This is a genomic window from Methanoregula sp. (assembly GCF_049518935.1).
In the GTDB taxonomy this organism is placed as follows: domain Archaea; phylum Halobacteriota; class Methanomicrobia; order Methanomicrobiales; family Methanospirillaceae; genus Methanoregula.
In genome coordinates this window covers 20,413-38,520 of record NZ_JBEKRH010000018.1, presented here as the reverse complement: position 1 = coordinate 38,520, position 18,108 = coordinate 20,413, and the positions used below count along the sequence as shown (strand labels likewise).

At 57.5% G+C, this 18,108-nt stretch carries 15 protein-coding genes and 3 tRNA genes; 6 read left to right on the top strand and 12 right to left on the bottom strand.

Annotation, left to right across the window (positions count from 1 at the left end; translation table 11 throughout):
- Together ABSE13_RS10445 and ABSE13_RS10440 are read right to left on the bottom strand one after the other, a co-directional pair.
- On the bottom strand, window positions 1-254 hold a 254-nt coding region (locus ABSE13_RS10445; RefSeq protein WP_424027435.1), incomplete at its 3' end, for a winged-helix domain-containing protein.
- 2 nt (window positions 255-256) lie between these two features.
- Window positions 257-694 carry a dCTP deaminase gene (locus tag ABSE13_RS10440; RefSeq protein ID WP_424028455.1) on the bottom strand — a complete coding sequence of 146 codons (438 nt, stop codon included), beginning with the start codon at window positions 692-694 and terminating at the stop codon, window positions 257-259.
- A 56-nt stretch (window positions 695-750) separates the two neighbouring features.
- On the opposite strand from ABSE13_RS10440, the gene ABSE13_RS10435 reads away from it, so the two are divergent.
- A tRNA-Arg gene (locus tag ABSE13_RS10435) sits at window positions 751-822 on the top strand.
- Window positions 823-1,125: 303 nt separating this feature from the next.
- Here ABSE13_RS10435 and ABSE13_RS10430 read toward each other — a convergent pair.
- The 3 genes from ABSE13_RS10430 to ABSE13_RS10420 all read right to left on the bottom strand — a co-directional run bounded on the left by ABSE13_RS10430 (window position 1,126) and on the right by ABSE13_RS10420 (window position 7,351).
- Entirely contained in the window at window positions 1,126-2,520 is a 1,395-nt protein-coding gene (locus ABSE13_RS10430) for an MSCRAMM family protein (protein ID WP_424028454.1), read from the bottom strand.
- A gap of 40 nt (window positions 2,521-2,560) precedes the next feature.
- Window positions 2,561-4,084 (bottom strand): AMP phosphorylase, encoded by a 1,524-nt coding sequence (locus ABSE13_RS10425; RefSeq protein ID WP_424028453.1) that lies wholly within the window; start codon window positions 4,082-4,084, stop codon window positions 2,561-2,563.
- Window positions 4,085-4,294: 210 nt separating this feature from the next.
- On the bottom strand, window positions 4,295-7,351 hold the full coding sequence (locus tag ABSE13_RS10420) for an MEMAR_RS02690 family S-layer glycoprotein (RefSeq protein WP_424028452.1): 3,057 nt from the start codon (window positions 7,349-7,351) through the stop codon (window positions 4,295-4,297).
- Between the two features lie 619 nt (window positions 7,352-7,970).
- On the opposite strand from ABSE13_RS10420, the gene ABSE13_RS10415 reads away from it, so the two are divergent.
- Both ABSE13_RS10415 and ABSE13_RS10410 read left to right on the top strand, forming a co-directional pair.
- The gene (locus tag ABSE13_RS10415) at window positions 7,971-8,696 is read left to right on the top strand and encodes a thymidylate synthase (protein ID WP_424028457.1); all 726 of its coding nucleotides are present in this window, start codon (window positions 7,971-7,973) and stop codon (window positions 8,694-8,696) included.
- Window positions 8,697-8,762: 66 nt separating this feature from the next.
- Window positions 8,763-8,835 (top strand) — tRNA-Gln (locus tag ABSE13_RS10410).
- Between the two features lie 114 nt (window positions 8,836-8,949).
- On the opposite strand, the gene ABSE13_RS10405 is transcribed toward ABSE13_RS10410, so the two are convergent.
- From ABSE13_RS10405 to ABSE13_RS10390, 4 genes are all read right to left on the bottom strand, one after another.
- Window positions 8,950-9,666 carry a DUF1614 domain-containing protein gene (locus ABSE13_RS10405; RefSeq protein ID WP_424028451.1) on the bottom strand — a complete coding sequence of 239 codons (717 nt, stop codon included), beginning with the start codon at window positions 9,664-9,666 and terminating at the stop codon, window positions 8,950-8,952.
- Window positions 9,663-10,277, bottom strand: coding sequence for a fibrillarin-like rRNA/tRNA 2'-O-methyltransferase (locus ABSE13_RS10400; protein ID WP_424028450.1), 615 nt, complete (start codon window positions 10,275-10,277; stop codon window positions 9,663-9,665). Before ABSE13_RS10400 ends, ABSE13_RS10405 begins: the two co-directional genes overlap by 4 nt.
- Window positions 10,274-11,137: an NOP5/NOP56 family protein gene (locus ABSE13_RS10395; protein WP_424028449.1), complete on the bottom strand. Its 864-nt coding sequence runs from the start codon at window positions 11,135-11,137 to the stop codon at window positions 10,274-10,276. Before ABSE13_RS10395 ends, ABSE13_RS10400 begins: the two co-directional genes overlap by 4 nt.
- Before the next feature lie 109 nt (window positions 11,138-11,246).
- Entirely contained in the window at window positions 11,247-12,461 is a 1,215-nt protein-coding gene (locus tag ABSE13_RS10390; RefSeq protein ID WP_424028448.1) for a tripartite tricarboxylate transporter permease, read from the bottom strand.
- Between the two features lie 86 nt (window positions 12,462-12,547).
- Here ABSE13_RS10390 and ABSE13_RS10385 point away from each other — a divergent pair, with 86 nt between their 5' ends.
- From ABSE13_RS10385 to ABSE13_RS10375, 3 genes are all read left to right on the top strand, one after another.
- Complete coding sequence (locus ABSE13_RS10385; protein ID WP_424028447.1) at window positions 12,548-13,237, top strand: uroporphyrinogen-III synthase; 690 nt, start codon at window positions 12,548-12,550, stop codon at window positions 13,235-13,237.
- A gap of 1 nt (window position 13,238) precedes the next feature.
- Window positions 13,239-14,306, top strand: a complete 1,068-nt coding sequence (locus tag ABSE13_RS10380) for an RNA-guided pseudouridylation complex pseudouridine synthase subunit Cbf5 (protein ID WP_424028446.1) — start codon at window positions 13,239-13,241, stop codon at window positions 14,304-14,306.
- 41 nt (window positions 14,307-14,347) lie between these two features.
- A tRNA-Ser gene (locus ABSE13_RS10375) sits at window positions 14,348-14,433 on the top strand.
- Window positions 14,434-15,020: 587 nt separating this feature from the next.
- Here the strand turns inward: ABSE13_RS10375 and ABSE13_RS10370 are convergent.
- From ABSE13_RS10370 to iorA, 3 genes are read right to left on the bottom strand one after another with little or no spacing between them, the layout of a single operon-like run.
- Window positions 15,021-15,737, bottom strand: coding sequence for a DNA-methyltransferase (locus tag ABSE13_RS10370; RefSeq protein WP_424028445.1), 717 nt, complete (start codon window positions 15,735-15,737; stop codon window positions 15,021-15,023).
- Window positions 15,738-16,322, bottom strand: a complete 585-nt coding sequence (locus ABSE13_RS10365; protein ID WP_424028444.1) for an indolepyruvate oxidoreductase subunit beta — start codon at window positions 16,320-16,322, stop codon at window positions 15,738-15,740.
- On the bottom strand, window positions 16,319-18,088 hold the full coding sequence (gene iorA / locus ABSE13_RS10360) for an indolepyruvate ferredoxin oxidoreductase subunit alpha (RefSeq protein ID WP_424028443.1): 1,770 nt from the start codon (window positions 18,086-18,088) through the stop codon (window positions 16,319-16,321). Before iorA ends, ABSE13_RS10365 begins: the two co-directional genes overlap by 4 nt.
- Between the last annotated feature and the right edge of the window lie 20 nt (window positions 18,089-18,108).

Sequence of the window (18,108 nt, the reverse complement as noted above, 5' to 3'; positions counted from 1 at the left end):
AATCCGATCCGGTCATCGACAAGGGCATTATCGGTCTCCTCACGTCCCGCAGCGGTCAGAATACGGCCCAGGTTCCCGACTTTTTCGGTGAAGCCCAGGGTATCAAGATAACTGAGGTAATACTGCACCGCCCGGTCGCTCAGGATAAAACCCCGTTCCGCCATGAGTTCCGAGAGCCTCTTTGCTCCCACAGGGTCCTGGTGGTCCTTAAGAATCCGCAGGATCTCGATATATTTTCGTTCTGTCCGTATCATGGTCACTTCGCCTCCACGACACCGTGGCTGTCCTGGTAACGGCCGGAGTATCCGTGGCTGCCCTCCCGGACTTCGTGCAGGATCATCTGCACAACCCGGTCGTTCTTCTGCACGGTGACATCACCGGCCCCCAGGTTGGTAAGACAAAGAGTGAGCTGCCCGCGGAATCCCGGATCGACAAACCCGGCCCCAAGAAGAACCCCCCTCCTGCCAAACGATGACCGGCACCGGAGAGTTCCTGCGAGATCGGTGGGGAGCTCAACCCATTCCAGGGTGGGAACGAGCGTACAGATTCCGCGGGGAAGCGCCATATCGGAAGCGGCCCGGAGATCATAGGATGCCGGTTGCTGGCATTCCTTGTGGAAAGGCCTGATGACCAGTTTTCCCGACGGGGAATCCTGGTCGAGGCGGCGGGCAATCTCGGAAGCTGATAAGATCATTGAGTAGATTATCGGTAGAAAATACTTAATATCTTTTGATGTAAAGATGATGAGAAGGATCCATGGGGTAGAGGATATCCTCTTGGGCTTCGAACCCAAGGACGCGGGTTCGATTCCCGCTGGGTCCGCTTTTTTGTTGCATTCCTGATCCTGAAACCGGGGGGAGATCGCTTCTGGAAGATCCATCGAATTTCTGATAGGGGTGGTGGGGGGCGGATACCTATACCGGGGACGCCACAAAAGCCCGGAGATTCCAATCGCAGATCAAACTCGTGATCAAATTCGGTTCTGCAACATCTTAAAAAATTATTCCCGCGATTATTATCCGGGTCTATTATTGGGGAATCCAACAAAGCCAAAAATTCATCATCGTTTGAAGGTATTATCCTGCGTCGGATTCGCAGAATGCATGTTTAAAATGGGTATTTTGATTAAATTTCATTTCTTCTCATCACATGCCGGTGTTTCCTGCGGCCGAACATGCGGATGGCGGCAAAGAGGATAAGGACACCGATAACTCCCAGAGCGATCATCATGATGAGGCCCCAGTCAAGATTCCTGTCCAGCATTATGTTGACAGAGGCAGTACTGTTCCCCTGGATCACTTCCTTCTGGACAGTTACCGGTGAGTAACCGTCTTTAGTCACCGTGATATTCACCGGGATATTGAATTTAACATGAGTTACCAGCTGGCCATTGTCATCGGTGACACCGGCCTGCGTCCCGTCAAGGGAAATGGTGGCATTCGGTACGATCTTCTGGTCCTTGTCCTGGACGAAAATGGTCATCGCTGCATTTTCAAAGGGAAGAGTTAAGGAATAGTCCTGGTTCTGATCGGATACGGAAATGGCCTGGCTCTGCGAAACATACCCGGATTTCCTGACTTCGATGAGGTAATCACTGGCAACAAGGTTCGGGAAACTCAATCTCCCGTAGTCATTGGAGGATCCTGACAAGGTTCCGTTGAGATAGATATCCGCACCGGCCAGGGGCATCTTGTTCTCGTCGGTGACATAGATATTTACCCCGACTGAGGCTTTTGTCAGGTCTGCCGAATAAATTGCATCCGTACTGCTGATGGTACGTGTCTCGGTAAAGGTTGTATATCCCGGCGCTTTGATCTCAATAGTATAACTGTTCCCGCGGGTGACCGGGGTGATAAGAATACCACGGGCATCCGTTTTCCCTGCAAGTATTGTATTGATACGAATCTCGGCCCCGGGAATTGCAGACCCGGTATCCTTGTCTTTGATCTCGAATGAGAAACTGTTCCCGGAGAGCAGCTTGTACTGGATCTCTTGGTTCTCTGATCCTATGTCGATAACATCGCTGCGTTCCTGGTAATTCGGAGCATTGATGTCCACAGAATAGAGGGTTGCTCCATTTACTCCGAATGTGGCAGACCCGGACGCATCCGTCTGTTTCATCTGAGACTGGTTCAGCGCAGTCACATTGATGTTTGCACCGGTGATGGGGCCGAGGGTATCGGAATCGAACAGGTTCACCTTGAGAGTAAGTGTCTTTCGGCTCAGGTTGACCAGCAGCGTGGTGGCATTCATGTCCACGATCTGTTCCCAGTCGGAATACCCGTCCATGGAGACCCTGATGTCCTGGTTCACTACGCCGGCATGCGTGAGATATGCCTGTCCGTTGTTATTCGTGAGTGCGAAATTTGCATTATTGACAAACACCGTGGCGTGAGGAAGGGTGGTGTTATCGAGACTGTCCTGCACGGTGATCAGCAGGTTCGTCGTTGCCTGTGCCGAGCTGCAGAGAAGGACCACACACAGCAGGGAAAAAAGGAAACGAAGGCGATGTTGATACATGATAAATTATCGCCACCTGCTCATATATCAGCACATCGGTCTAAATCTCGGATACCGAGGGTACCCGGTCAAGAAGCATGCCCTCTACAAGCACCGGCATGAGACGCCTCCCCTCTTCGACAGCATTCTGGAGCCGCCAGTTCCGGTCAGCATATATCGTAAAGAGGGGGTCCCCTGTCTTGATCAGGTTACCTTTTTTGGCATGCAGCAGGATACCTGCCCCACGGTCATGGGGGGCTCCGGCAGTCCGTGCAAGGGAGATAAGGGACGTGTTGTTCATCTCGATCACGTAACCGGATGCCGGGGCTTTGACCACGAACTGGTATTCACCGGCGGAGAGATCAGATGATTTGATCTGGGGATTTCCACCCTGGATCTCAATGATCTGGTGGAGTTTTTCCAGTGCCTTGCCGCTGGTGAGGAGATCCTGTGCCATGGCAACCCCGCTGCCACGCTGGGCTTTTCCTGCCATCTCCAGTGCAATCCCGGCAATCGAGAGACTCTTCTGGATAAACGAGTTGGGTTCCGGCGAGCCTTCGAGTGCTCGCAGGGCTTCGATAACTTCCAGCGTCGGGCCGATGCTGTGGCCGACCGGTATATCCCCGTAGGTAAGAGCACATTCCACTTTCATGCCCAGGCGTTCACCCAGTTCGATGAATTCCCGGGCCAGTTTTCTCCCGTCCTGCATGGTGGCAACTTTGGTATGCAGGCCCACGGGGATATCGATGACAACAAGGTTTGCGCCGACTGCAAATTTTTTCGCCATCACGCTCGCCAGCATCTGGCCCCGGGCATCTATCTTGAAGGGATATTCCTGGATAATGATCCGGTCATCTGCCGGTGCAATATTTGTCGCCCCGCCCCAGACGATGCATCCTCCGACCTTGTCGGTCATCTGCTGTACCTCACTGGCAGAGAATTCAACAAAGGCAAGGACTTCCATAAGATCGGCAGTACCTCCGGCACCGGTAATCGCCCGGGAACTGGTCTTGGGGATCTTGAGGCCGCTTGCGGCAATGATGGGGACTACCAGGAATGAGATCTTGTTCCCGGGAACACCTCCGATTGAATGTTTGTCAACGATAGGCCGGGATGCAAACTTGATCTGTTCACCGGTTTCGACCATTGCCCGGGTGAGATGCTCAACTTCATTCATATCGAGCGGGTTGATATACGACGCAGTAATAAATGCCGTCAGTTCGGCAGACGAGATGTCGTCGCTGACAATATCCTTGACGATGGTGAGTGTCTCCTCTTTATTGAGTTTGCCACCGTCCATCTTCTTCTTGATAAAATCGAGGGATGCGGGCCTGCCGGCTTCCCGGATCTCGATCTCGGCCCCTTCATCCAGGTGAAGGCGTTCGTTCGTTATACGGTAAACGCCAAGGGTTCCCTGATCGGTGATGGTTGACGTGGTTTCAACAAACGCTGTAACGGAAACGCCATTTTTCGGGTTTATTACCTGGATACGATCGCCATTGAAGACACCCATGCTCCGGGCATCAAGGCGGTTGAGGAGGACTCCTCGTGTTGCAATATCAAGTATTTTCACGGTCAGTTTCACTGTCTGCACCTCTGAGGATCTTAAAACGCCGTATGGAACGTCTTTTCAGATCTACGTTGGCCGCTTGGGTCTTAAAAAGATCCCACATGCATTGAGACTAAGGTTACCAGGCCAGGTGTGCAGGTAAAAACCGGAACCGCTCTGCTGAACGGTACTTGTTCTTGCTGAAAGAATGCCTGCCCGAAAAAAAAAAGATTTTTGGATTTTAGTTCAGTGCCTGCGCACAACGATGAATGCAACTGCACCGAGGCCGATCAACGCGATCAGGGCACCGTATCCTGGTGACTTGGTCGGGGTTGCGGTCGGGGCTGCGGTTGTAACAACAGGTGCTGCAGTCGTGACGACTGGAGCTGCGGTTGTAACAACAGGTGCTGCGGTTGTGACTACTGGTACTGAGGTATCGAGCACGTTGAACAGTGCAGTACCGGTTGCAGACTGGATGACTGCATCTTCAGTAACAATGTACTCGTCCGGCTTGAATGTTGATGAATCAACATCGAACGAGAGCAGGTTCATGCCGCTGTCACCCTTGGTAACCTTGACGGTACCGGTTGCGCCGCTGAACTCGCCGCTCTGGCTCTTCTCAGTCGGCTTGAATGATGATGAGTAGATCTGGACGAGGACTTCATCGTCTACTGCGAGGTTGGTCGAGGCAGTGATAGTGAACTTGTCACCAACATGCTTGTCACCAATCGCATCGATCTGGATGACGGGTTCCTCGATAAGGAACTGGAGCTTGGTGTAGGTATCGTCGACGTTAGCGTCGTTGATGCCTTCTGCAAGAGCTTCTGCTGCATCGGATCCCTGCAGACTGCCGGCGCCGAGGAGCTTGAAGATCTGGGTTCCTGCGGTGTTGGTTGCGGTGTTCAACTGTTTGTTGACTACCCAGCCGTCGCCGTTTGCATAGGTTACAAGGTCGACATCGAACTTGTTGTTCTGCATCGGGTGCTGAACAACCACGAAGTACTGGCCGCTGGCAAGGGTCTTGGTGGTTTCCTGCTTGATCTCGTAGCTGAAGGACGCGTCGGAGTTCACCGAGGTGCTGTCGAGGGTTGCATAGTTCTTACCCATAACCCAGATGTGGACGGCGGTTGGCTGTCCCTCTGCGGTACCGGTAATGTAGATTCTGTCACCCTTTGCGACAGTGGACTGTGATGCGGTTGCAGAGACGAACGGCTTCTTGATGATAATGGAGACCGTGCCGTATGCTGCATTCGCCAGGTGGTTCCTGTCGTAAGGCTGGCTTACTGCGTAGATAGTGTAGGTACCTGCATCGAGTGCATAGTTGGATGTACCCCACTTCCAGGACCAGGTGTTGTCACCGTTGACTTGGACTGCCCTGAAGTCAGGGATGTAGTTGTTGGTGATACCTGGGTTTGCGGATCCTGCTGCCCGTGGGTTCGGATCGCTAATGACCGCACCCTGATCGGGGAGGTTGGGGCCGATGATGAACAGGTAGGTCGAGTAGGTTTCAGTGTTGGTACCTGAGAACTGGATCTCTTCTCCAAGGTAGTAGGACTGGTCGCCTGCTGCAACGATAGTGACTGCGCCCTTTTCGACGTTGACGTCAACTTCGTCGCTCTTGATAGTTCCCTTACCGTAGGGTGAGCCGTAGCCACCAACGAGCGGGAAGTTCTGCTCAACACGGACGGTGTACTTCTGTGCCTTGGTCCAGTTGTTGGTTACGAACTCAACGGTCCTGGTACCGGAGGTGTCAAGGGTGACGTATCCGTAGTATCTGGTTTCGTTGAAGCCGGTGACGTTGTCCTGAGCAACATCTGCAAAGATGCTGTTCGCAGCTCCGCCGCCGCCGTTCTCGTACTGGTAGTCACCGATCGGGTGAAGGCCGTTGCCTGCGTTGATTGCGTTATCATTCTGGACGCCCAGCTGGTTAACATTGACCATCGGGGGCTGGTCGTCGTATCCGCTCTTCATCGAGCTGGTACCCTTGACCCACAGATAGTAGGGAGTGCTGGGCTTGCCAGTGATGGTGACGGAGAAGGACTTGGAGCGGACGACTGAGTCCTTGTTGGCCTCAATCTTGACCGTGTCGGAGACGAGTGAGACGGTGTAGGTCTGCGAGATCGTCTTGCCGGTGTAGTCTGCTCCGGAGTTCTTGTAGTTGTTCTTCATGTTGTTGAGCGTGGATTCTGCCCAGATAGTGTAGGTGCCAACCGGGTATGCGTACTGGTTGTTGGTGTCGAATGCATCGGTCTTCCAGTAGCTGATACCAACGGCATCATCGTAAGGCCAGTAGAACGGCTGTCCGATGACGAACTGGTTGGTGAGCGGGATAGTATCCGCGATAAGGCCGGACGAGTTGTAGAGGCCGGTCAGGGTTGTGCCGGATTCGTCCTGTACCTTGAGGTTGATGTATCCGTCAGTTGCTGTGTTATAGTTATAGTTTGCCGGGGATACGGGACTCTGAACTGAGGATACGAATGTGGCAACACCAGTGTTCTGGACAACGTTGTACGTGTTTGTGAATGTGTACAGGCCAGCGCTGCTGGGAGCGTAGGTTACCAGAGGGTTACCGTAGGTGTAGTTGACCCAGACACCGGGATTGGCTACTGTGGCGTTAGTGTACGCACCAGTGGGATCCGTACCGTAGGTAGCAGTCACTTGGGTGACAGTCGCATTGCCAGAAACGCCATTATACCACCAAATATAGTTGGTCCCGGAAATGAGGTCCGAGCGCAGGGCCGGAGTGGCGGTGGGGTTGATGACCATGTTGGTCTTGATCTGGAAGCCGAGGTGCTCACCCTGCGGAACGGACTTGCCGGTCACGTCAGTTGCCTGCTGGTAGTCCCAGACACCAATGTCAAGTGCGGGGTCTGCAACAGTGAAGACAACGATCGGGTTGCCTGAGCCATCCTTTATCGGGGTTGACTTGTCAGCGCCGAGGAGGTACCAGTTACCGGTGTATCCGACGAAGTCGGACTGTGCAACGGTTAACGAGGTGTACCTGCCGGTCAGATCAACCTTTGCTGACGGTGCAGTGGTAGTGATCTGTGCTGCTGATGCCCACCAGCCGATGGTGAGGTTGCCCGGTGCCGAGTCTGCGAGGACTGGTACCGCACCAATAATCTGGTTGTTTGCCTGGTTCAGGGCGTGGGTCACGTTAAGGCCCTGTTCGCCGATGAAGATAGTTGCGGTCTGGTTGATGACAGTGCCGTTCCCTGCAAGTGTTGCTGCTGATGCCGGGAATACGGCAAGCAGTACAAACAGAGCGACTGCAACCAGTGCAATAGTTAATCGCTTAGTCATTTGTTCAATTCCTCCAAAGTTTACATCATACATTGCAAGCCGGGAACCGTGTTCGACAAATGCCGAATAACGATTCTACGAGCCCCATACTCCGTTTAGACGGAATATGAAACAGTATTTGTAAAAGAGCTAATATATCCTTTGTGGTTGTTTTTGCAGGTCATTTCAGGGGTAAACAGCCCCCCGTTTTCTGATCCGGGTATTTTAATGCGTTTTTTTCTACAGTATTTGGCCCCATTCCGATCATAGGCTGATCCGATGCGTTGCCTGTTTTTAGTATATATCACGCGCATCGCTCTATAGTACAGTATACAGTAAATTATACCATAATGTACTCTTATGCTCATTGAATTTCCGGCTATAAATGCATGTGAGTATAGCCGGACCGGTCCGGCTGCACATGCTTTCAGCCAGCTTTATGGATAACCTGCTGATATGGCGAACAAGGCCGGTTGAGGAAAGCTCCTTTTTATTCCAGAAAATGCTGCTCGTAATCGTGAATGGTAATATGGATCCGGATCCTTCGCTGGTTCTCAACATACTAAGGGATATCCCACCGTTCCCGCATGCCGGGAACTATTCAACAAATATACAAGAAATAATGACAAACATCTGGGGCATGAGAGTTATCCGGGCACCGAGCATCGGGGGGGCGCACGAACAGGTCATCAGGATGATCCTTGAGAAAGGCCGGGTGCTGAACACGGAGGACGAGGAAGCAACGGTTGAATTCGAGGAAGTCACCCTGCAGGTCGACACCCCGCTTGCCGAACCGTCGGTCAGCCCGCACTCCCGGTTCCAGCAGAAGTTCGTGGAGCAGTACGCAAAGGACCTGCTGCACGGCTCCCATGCAAACTTCGAGTACGATTACCATGGCCGGCTCTTTGACTGGGGCGAGCGCCTTGCGGTGGACGGCCAGCCGGTGCACCTCGACCAGATCGCCTATATTGTGGAAAAACTCCGATCCTCCCCGGTCTCGCGCCGGGCAATCGCCATCACATGGAACCCGGTCATAGATGAGAAACTCGACGACTGCCCCTGCCTCCAGCTCGTCCAGTGCATAGTCCGGGACGGGAAACTCTGCATGCGGGTGATCTTCCGCTCCAACGACATGCTGACGGCAGCCGGTGCCAACATGTATGCCCTTGTCCGGCTCCAGAAGTCCATAGCAGACCAGCTCGGGATACCCTGTGGGACGTATACACACATCTCGCTCGTCCCCCACATCTACTACATCCGGGACGCCCACGACATCGAACCCTTCTGCGGCAAAGGAAAACTGATCCAGCCGGTGCGTGAAGTCTGCCGGGCCTGCCAGCGCTGTGACCGGGCAAGGTCGGTATGATATCCGGGCTTCACCCGGTCCTCAGTCACCTTAATTAAGCAACAGTTGCAAAAAATATGGGTCAGCAGCCCGGTAGTGTAGCGGTCAATCATGGGGGACTCTGGATCCCCCGACAGCAGTTCGAATCTGCTCCGGGCTACTTATTTTGTGGTCGCGCTTTTCGTGTTCTTCCGTATTTCCGTTGAATACGGGTGCGTGGAATTCCTTTTGAACATCGTTAAAAATAGTTCCCGATCCCCGGTATACGGGTATATTACGTGATCAGCGCCGAGAGGATGCAGGCAAGGAAGATCGCGCCGAACATCCCGGCCCCACCGATGCTCGCCTGAGGCACTTCGAGATCTTTTACCCGGGGGAGCCATGCGATGCCGGCACCAAGAAGGGTACCGGCCGTGCCAGCGACAAATGCAGTCACGCCGGCTAAAAGACCGGTGCCCCCGGTCAGCAGGAGCCCACAGAGCAGTGCTGCGAGACCCGGAATGAAGAGGGGCGCCTTGATACCGTACCCGGGCACTGACCTCGTTGCAAAGTAGGCAATGACAGCAACGATCACGATGCCGGCACCGACGGGCCCGAGTATCGTAGTCCCCAAAACCCCCACAGCCCGGTACAGAAGATAGACAGAAACAAGGACAGGGATGACCGCCCCGCCGAGGTTGAGCGAGATCACCGTATCCCAGACCGGTTGGGGAGTCCACGGGGCGGCAGCACTTTCATAGGAGAATTCCCCGGAATCTGCCCTGATCATATCGCGCCGGATCGTATAGAGCGGGATATTGACAAAACTCCCAAAGAGCATCAGCAGGACAACGGCCAGTGCTGCGATCCAGGAGAAGCCGAGCCGGGTGAACGCCGCCCCGACAAGCCCGAGGAAGAGGAGCGGGATGAGGAGGATGACCAGAGCGATCAGCAGGACCAGGCCGATGACGGAGAGCGGCCCTGCCGAATACAAGCGGACACCGTCGCTCATGGGCGTCCCCCGGGTTTTGTACAGACAATCGCCGCATGATCCTGGTGGTACGGGGTGAGCCAGACGCTCTCCTGTACCGTAAGTCCGGCAGCAGTGAGGGCGTCGACCGTCTCCCGGAATACCTCGGCCGGCGCTTTTCTCACGTCAACGCTCCGGGTCTTGAGCATCAGGATGAGATACCCACCGGCCCGCAGGAACGCACAGTTCCGGATGGCGATGGCAGTCTGGTCGGGTTGCGCCACGTCCTGGTAGAGCAGGTCAACCGCTTCGACAAGCGGGGCATAGAGCTCGGGGCGGCACGCATCCGCCATGATCGGCACGATGTTCCTGCGCCTGCGGGCTACCTCAAGCAGGTCCTGCATGGGCCGGGGGGCGAACTCGACCGCATATACCACTTCGGTATAATCAGCCACGTGCGAGACGGTAGTCCCGTTTGCCGCGCCGAGGTAGAGCACCCGCATCTCCGGCAGGAGTTCCACGCCGGTACCCGTGTAATAGAGAGCCGCAAGCTTGCTCCGGAACGGGTCCCAGACCCGGGCCCCCCCGAGCATCCGCTCGCCGTACACATTCCCCTCACCATTCGATACCAGCACATCGCCAATCCGGATCATTCTTCCTCACTTCCACCCAGCAGGTCGATCCGGGCCTGTGCCTTTTCAAGGAACTCCGGCACGGGAACACCCCGGAAGTAATCGAGCCGGGCAGCGATCGCGAGTTTGCCGGCAAGGGCCCGGGCCACCTTCCCCCGTACTTCCCGCGGCGCATTGTGGACCCGCCGGTGCTGGAAGATGATCCCGTGTTTGGGGGAGGGCGAATGGGTCCGCAGGTGGGCAAAGAGGGCAGTCCGGGCACCCAGCACCTGGATCGCGCTCGCCGGCATCCGCGAGAGGGGAAGAAGCCCCCCCGCATGGGACATCAGACGGGCGGCAACAAGTCCGCCGATCAGAGCACTGGTATTAGGTAGCACGCGGTTCGCCCGGTTTGAAACCTCTTTTGCAAGCTCCGTCCGTGCAGCCGAGAATTCCTCGATGTGCACCGCTACCCGCCCGAGTGCGCCCTTGTTGCTCCGGGCGATATTCTTCACCAGCACGTGCGCCGGCGTCCTCCGGTACTTGCGGGAGAACGTGGGGTTCCTCACCTGGTGCCACTCCGTCACCCGTTCGGAGAGCCGGTTGATCAGTTCGTCCATCTCATCGAGGGTCCTCACCATCTGGAGGAGTTCCACATCCTTCCCCGCGTACTGCTCCCGTATCTCCAGCTCCGCGGAGACGAAACAGACCTCGCGGAGGAATGACAGGTAATCAGACCGGTCCCTGCACATACCGCAGGATACCGCGGCCTCCCAGTCAAGAGGGACAAAATCATCCATCGTGGTCCGGAGCGAGTGCAGCCGCCGTACCCGGGCCTCCGTATTCCCCTCGAACGGGATACACCCCCCGTCGACGACATCCCCGAACCAGTAGGATCGCATGTAGCAAAATAAGGACGCCTGCGGCAATAAAGATCACATATTGCCGGGAAATTACCGGAAACAGGATGCCGGAAGAAATGCCTGAAAACGTGCGAAAAGATATCGCAGGTCAGGTCCACGCGATGCCAAAGGAGTAAAACATCACGGGAACCATGATGGCGCCCATGCAGTAAACCCTCGGCAGGTTTATAAAATGCGGGACGAGCCCGAGGGCCGTGGCAAGGAGAAGGACGAAGACGCCGAAAGGACCGGTGAGGATGACGCTCAGCAGCACGACAAAGACGATCACGATGCGATTCAGGAGCAGGCTGTCGAGGCCGCCAAGCCGGTGCGCCGAACGCGAGAGATACAGGGTGATGCAATAAGCGGCACAGGCAGCCACCACGCCGGCCACCATCAGGTCGCTGAAGGAGGGGAGGGGGAGTTCGGCGATCGCGACCATCACCCCGTTCCTCATCCGGGCAAGGGCAAAGAGGGCGGCAAGCCCGATGAACGCATTCGCCGTGTTCGCCGCATTGGTGGCAAGGATATACGCCCGACGGTCCTTCTCGTACCCGATCGCGGACGCGAGCACGCCGTTGGCTGATGCCGTTGAGAGGCCGGGAAGCCAGCCCACGGCAATACCGGCAACGGTGCCGAGGATAGAGCACTTCACGACCGTCAGGTCCTCCATCCGGATCCCCCGGAACTGCTGGGCCGGCACAATCCCCCTCGACGCGGTCAGGAGCACCGAGATCCCGAACAGCCCGGTGAGGAGTGGCATCAGGATCGCGCTCCCCCCGGCGAGCAGGTGCCAGCTGAGGAACGCGTACCGGAGCGCAAACATCCCGAGCATACCCGAGACGAGAAAGAGCCCGAGCGCCCACGACGGGGCGTCGCTCGTGACAATCATATAGCCGACGGTAGCGAGGAGGAGGAGCCCGATCCACCAGTCGAAATACGGCTGGAGGGCCGGGAGCAGGTAAAAACAGAGAAGCGATAGCGGGACGGCAAGAATAATCGCCGCTGCGCTGCCGAGAGCCGCGATCCGGACTGCCTCCTCACCATTCCCTTCGAGGCAGAGCGCATGAGCGGGGAGCACGGAGAGCGACGTGTCCGCATCGGGTATACCAAGAAACGTGCTCGGGATCGCGTCCACGAACGTGTGGGTGATGAGGGCGGCAAACATCGCACAGGCAAGGGCGACCGGCCCGACCAGTGCGACAAGTGAGACCTGGAGGCTCAAAAGGATGCCTGCCAGCGTATTGGAGTGCACGCCCGGGATGATCCCGCTGACTGTCCCGAGGATGATGCCAATGAGGGTGCCAAGCAGGATATCCATCATGGATCAGAGTTCAGGGAGAATGGACATAAATCAACCGAAATGCATACCATCATGGTACCGCGAATACTATCACGAGGAGGCCCCCGTTGAAGATTGCCGTCACCCGTCTTGCCGGAAAGGAGAAGAGCGACGCATCGCGCTGTGCAGAGTACGGGTACGCGTGCTACAGCGTCCACCCGCTCCGGTCGGAACTCCGCGAGAGCGAGATCACGGCCTTCATCGGGGCCGTGCACGGCGGGAAGTTCAACTGCATCTTCTTCACGAGCGCCCTGCCGGCGAAGATCATCGCCCCGCGGCTCAAAACATTTCCCCGGGTCATCGCCATCGGGCCGCAGACGGCAAAGGAACTGGAGCAGCACCATGTAACCTGCGAAACCCTCGGCAGTTTCTACTCGAAGGACTTCGTGCCGTATCTCGGAGAATGGATAAAAGGAAAGCATATCGGCATCCCGCGTGCAGACGTGCCGAACCCTGCCCTGCTCGATGCGATTACGGCAGCGGGTGGCATTGTCCACGAGTTCCGGTGTTACGGGCTCAAACCGACCGGCGAACATCTCGCTACCACTGATGCCGATGCGATCCTCTTCACAAGTGCAATGTCGTATACCAAGGCCCGCTGGACTCCACGCCCCGACCTTCTCGTGATGGCGATCGGCGACATCACGGCCGCCGCGATGCGCAAAGGAGGCACTAGCCCGTCGGTAGTTGGCGACGGGTCGCTTGAGGGGACGCTTAAAGCACTCAACGCGTACATTGAAACCCGGGAGAGGATTTAGCATGGAAGTTCACACGGGACCTGAGGAGACGGGACCACAGGAGCCGGTCCATCTCTGGAGCCATGCGGGGATAATCGTGATCGACAAGCCGCGGGGCCCGTCGAGCCACGAGGTGGCCGCGTGGGTGGGGAAGATGCTGGGCTGCCAGGTGGGCCATTCGGGCACGCTCGACCCGCAGGTCTCCGGCGTGCTGCTCATCATGCTCGGCAACGCGGTGAGGCTCGCCCCCCTGCTCCTCCAGCACGACAAGGAATATGTCTGCCTGATGAGGCTGCACGGAAAGGTCGACCGGGCGAGAATCGATGAGATGGCCGCGGAGTTCACCGGCAGGCTCTACCAGCGCCCGCCCCGTAAGAGCGCAGTCAAGCGCAACCTCCGCATCCGGGAGGTCAGGAACCTGCAGATCCTCGACGTCCAGGATCGCCTCGTCCTCTTCAAAGCGGAGTGCGATGCAGGCACCTACATCCGCTCGCTCTGCCACCACATGGGGCTCGCGCTCGGCGTGGGGGCGCACATGGTGGAACTGATACGGACCCGGTCCGGCTCGTTCACCGAAGAGAGCATGTACACGCTCCACGAGGTGCAGGACGCGGCGTTTGCAGCCCGGACCGGTGACCGTTCAGCGCTCGAAAAGATCGTCCTCTCGGTGGACAAGGCAGTGCCCGAGCTCCCGCTTGTGGTGATCCGCGATGCAGCCATCGATGCGGTCTGCCACGGGGCAGTGCTTGCCGGTGTCGGCGTGATCAGCGCGATGCCGTTTGAGAAAGGCCAGACAATCGCCGTCCTCTCGCAGAAGCAGGAGTTCGTCTGCCTCGGACAGGCGCTTGTCCCGTCAGCCTCATTCAAACCCGGCGACACCGGGCTCGTCATCGCCCCAACCACCGTCTTCATGGCGCCCGGCACCTACACCCGGACATGGGTTAAATCCGATAAAGTCTATCCTGAAAAGAAGAAGCGGGTGAAGAAACCGTCGCCGAAGCCTTCGGGAAGACCGGGGCAGCGGACGGACCGGAAATCATTCGGGAGATCCGACCGGAGACCGGACAACCGGTTCCGCAGGAAGGGATAGCATTAAAAAAATACCCGGCATACAAATAGGATACACTTTTTGCTGAGGTAGTCTAGCCCGGTAAGGCGCAGGCCTGGAAAGCCTGTGGTGCGCAAGTGCCTCGGGGGTTCAACTCCCCCCTTCAGCGTTTCTGTTGTTTTTCTGGTTTTGAACGTGGGGTCTCCGGTATACCCCCCCACAGTTCCGGAAAAAATCATGCCAACCCCCTCCCTCATGGGGGGTGGGGGGTATCCGGCAGACCCCTCCCCCCTTTAGCCGGATCAGACCCCCCTGATCATTTTTGAGTAGCCATCCGCAATGCCCGGTTCGTCTGAGGCATCGTGTAGCGGACAGAGAGAAAACCGTGCAATAGTGCTGATATCTCAAATTTGAGGAGGGGGGGTCTCTGATAGACCCCCCCACCATTATTTTTTCCGGAGGGGGTGACCCCCCTGCCTGAGGGTGGGGAGTAGGTGGGGTACCCACCCCCCCTTACCTGCATGAATAATCATGACAGTTCGTGTGGATCTTCAGACGGTGAAGCGAATTTTTAACACTTCCGGGAAAACAGGGTGAGGGGGGTACCCACCCCTACCATGCTCAGGGGGGTACCCACCCCTCCCCTCAGTGGTGGGGGGGTCCCCTGCCCCGGGTCCGGTCCGGGATCCTGGGAGGGGTGGGTACCCCCCTTTAAGAGTACTCCGGAAATAAAAGACCAGGTAAGGGTGTCCACGGTCACCGTTTCTGCAGGCACTCGTTTGCAAAGGCGCAGTACTCCGGAACGACCTCAAAACCAAGGAAATGCCGGCCTTCCTGCTGTGCTACGACGGCTACCGTCCCCGATCCCAGGAACGGGTCGAGCACGAGATCGCCGGGGTTGCTGGAATAGAGCAGGATCTTCCGGACGATCTCCCGGGGGAGTTTTGTCGGGGTCTTCATCTTCCCTTTCCAGTACTCCCGCTGGATCATCCAGACATCCTCGGGGTAATGGTCGAGCTTGTTGAACGTGTACCGTTTCGGGTCCTTGACCACGAAGAGGATGTGGTAGTGGCTCGTCACGTACTTCTTCTTCGTGAAGACGCCGAACTGGTATTTCCAGATCAGGTGGTTGATGGTGGTCAGGCCGGCCGCATCCAGCCCTTCAAGGATATCCCGGAGCCGGTTCCAGCCGGAAAAAACGTACATGCTCCCGGCGGGGGCGAGCACACGGGCCGCCTCTGCCATCCACTGGAGGGTGAATGCCCCGTACTCCTCCTCCGGGATCTCGCGGTACCCTTCGAGGACATTGGCCCCCTTCCGGTTGTAGTTGAGCCGCTGAGCCTTGAAGTCGATCGCGAACGGGGGATCGGTGATGATCAGGTCCACGGTCCCGTCCGGGACCCTGGGAAGGAGAACGCGTGCATCCCCCTCGTAAATCCTGTCCCGCACGGGTACGCCCGTACCGTGCCCCATTCAGTGCTTCCCGAAGGCGTCCCTTCCCATCTCGAACGCCTTCGTGTTGATCCCGACCGTCTTCTTCGGCACGAGCCGCCGGACGGATTCGAGAAGCGTGGCCGGTTTGAGGGGCATCCACGCAGAGGCCGCCCCGAGCATCACCACGTTCTGGGAGAGGGGGCTGCCGGCCTCGGTGGCGATCCTGTCCGCATCGAGCAGGCAGAGCTCGTGCTTCTTCAGCCCGGCGATGATCTCATCCTCCGAGGGGGCTGCAAGTTTTTGCGTATAGACCGAGGTGGGGAGGACCATGTGGCTGTTCACCACGATCTTGCCATCTTTTTTGAGGAAGTGTGAATACCGCAGGGCTTCGAGCAGGTCGAACGAGATGAGCAGGTCTGCCTGTCCGGGCGCGATCAGGGGGCCGAACTGCCCGTCGATCCGGATGTGGCTCTCCACCGAACCGCCGCGCTGGGCCATCCCGTGGGTCTCCGCTCCTTTCACGTGCCGGCCCTCGATCAGGCAGGCCTCTCCGAGGATGTTGGAGGCGAGGATCGTGCCCTGCCCGCCGATCCCGACGATCAGGATATCGTAACTGCCGGTCATTTCTTTCCCTCCCGGACGATTGCCCCCACAGGACAGAGCTGGACACAGACCGCACACCCGCTGCACAGTTCATTGATCTGTGCCTTCTCATCGGCAAACTCGATCGCGGGGCAGCCGAACCGGACACAGGTGCCGCACCCCGTGCAGGCCTCGCGATCGACCGTGTACCGCCCGCGCTTCACACCGGTTCGGCGGGCCGTGATGACGCAAAGCTGTTTTGCGATGACCACTTTCACGCCTTTGCGCTTCTTTGCCTCCTGCAGCACGTTCACCATGCCGGTCATGTCATAGGGATCGACAGTCTCTACAAACGTAACCCCGCAGGCACGGCAGAGCGCATCGAGCGATACGGGGGGCGTCTCCACGCCACAGGCAGTCTGGCCGGAGTTCGGGTTTGGCTGGTGGCCGGTCATTGCCGTGATCCGGTTATCAAGGATCACCACGGTCATGTCCGCACCATTGTAGACCGCGTTGAGGAGCCCCTGGATACCCGTATGCAGGAACGTGGAGTCACCGATCGTGCAGACCACATCACGCTTCTCACCGGAATGCGCGATGCCGCTCCCGACCGTGATCGACGCCCCCATGCAGATCGTAGTATCCACGACCCCGAGCTGGAGCCCGAGTGTGTAGCACCCGATGTCGCTTGGGTAGATCCCATCTTTGAATACCTTCTTGATTGCATAGAACGCCCCGCGGTGCAGGCAGCCGGCACAGAGGATCGGGGGCCGGGGGGGCAGGTTCTGGACCGGTTCGGCAGGATGGAACGGGCTCTCCTGCAGGAAACCGGCCTTCACCATGATCGCTGCTACTGATGACGGGGACAACTCACCTTCGTAGGGTGCGTAGCCGTTCTTCTTGCCAAAGACCGGCACGCAGCCGGCAACCTGCCGCACGGTCTCCTCCACTTCGGGAGCGAGCTCCTCAATGACGAGGACCCTCTCGTGCTTCCGGACAAACTCCCCGAGCCATTCCTCGTCGATAGGGTAAGCGCCGATCTTCATGAAGGAGACGCCGTCAGGCAGGAGTTCCTGCACATAGGTCGCCCCGATCCCGCTCGCGATGATGACCGTCTTCCCCCGGACCTCGTACCGGTTGAAGCCTTTCTCCACCAGCCGCTTCCGGATCGCCGGCTGTTTCTCGTTGAGTTTCTTGTGGAGTACACGGGTATGAGCCGGGATCACGACATACTGGCGGGGATCCTTGTGGAATTCTGCCGTGCGCGGGCTCGCGGCTGCGGGTTGGAGCGCGACATCGCCTTTCGAGTGGCAGATGCGCGTGGTAGGCCGGAAGAGCACGGGCAGACCGAACTCCTCGGAGAGTTCGAACGCGGCGGGGATCATGTCATGTGCTTCCTGCACGCTTGCGGGATCAAGGCAGGGCACCCGGGCGAAATGGGCATAGCAACGGGTGTCCTGCTCGTTCTGGGAACTATGGGCGAACGGGTCGTCCGCGCTCAGGATCACAAGGCCGCCGGTCACACCGGTATAGGCGCTCGTCATCAGCGGATCGGCAGCCACGTTCAGCCCGACGTGCTTCATGGTGCAGAGTGCACGGAGCCCGCACCATGCGGCCGCAAGGGCGTTCTCCAGCGCGACCTTCTCGTTCACCGACCATTCAAGATAATACGGCCGGTCCGGCTGCATGCGCAGGGTATCGATGACTTCAGACGACGGCGTGCCCGGGTACCCGCAGACAAAATCCACACCCGACTCGACACACGCATGCGCAATCGCTTCGTTCCCGAGGAGATATTTTCGTTCCATGATCCCAGTTCCGTACAAGT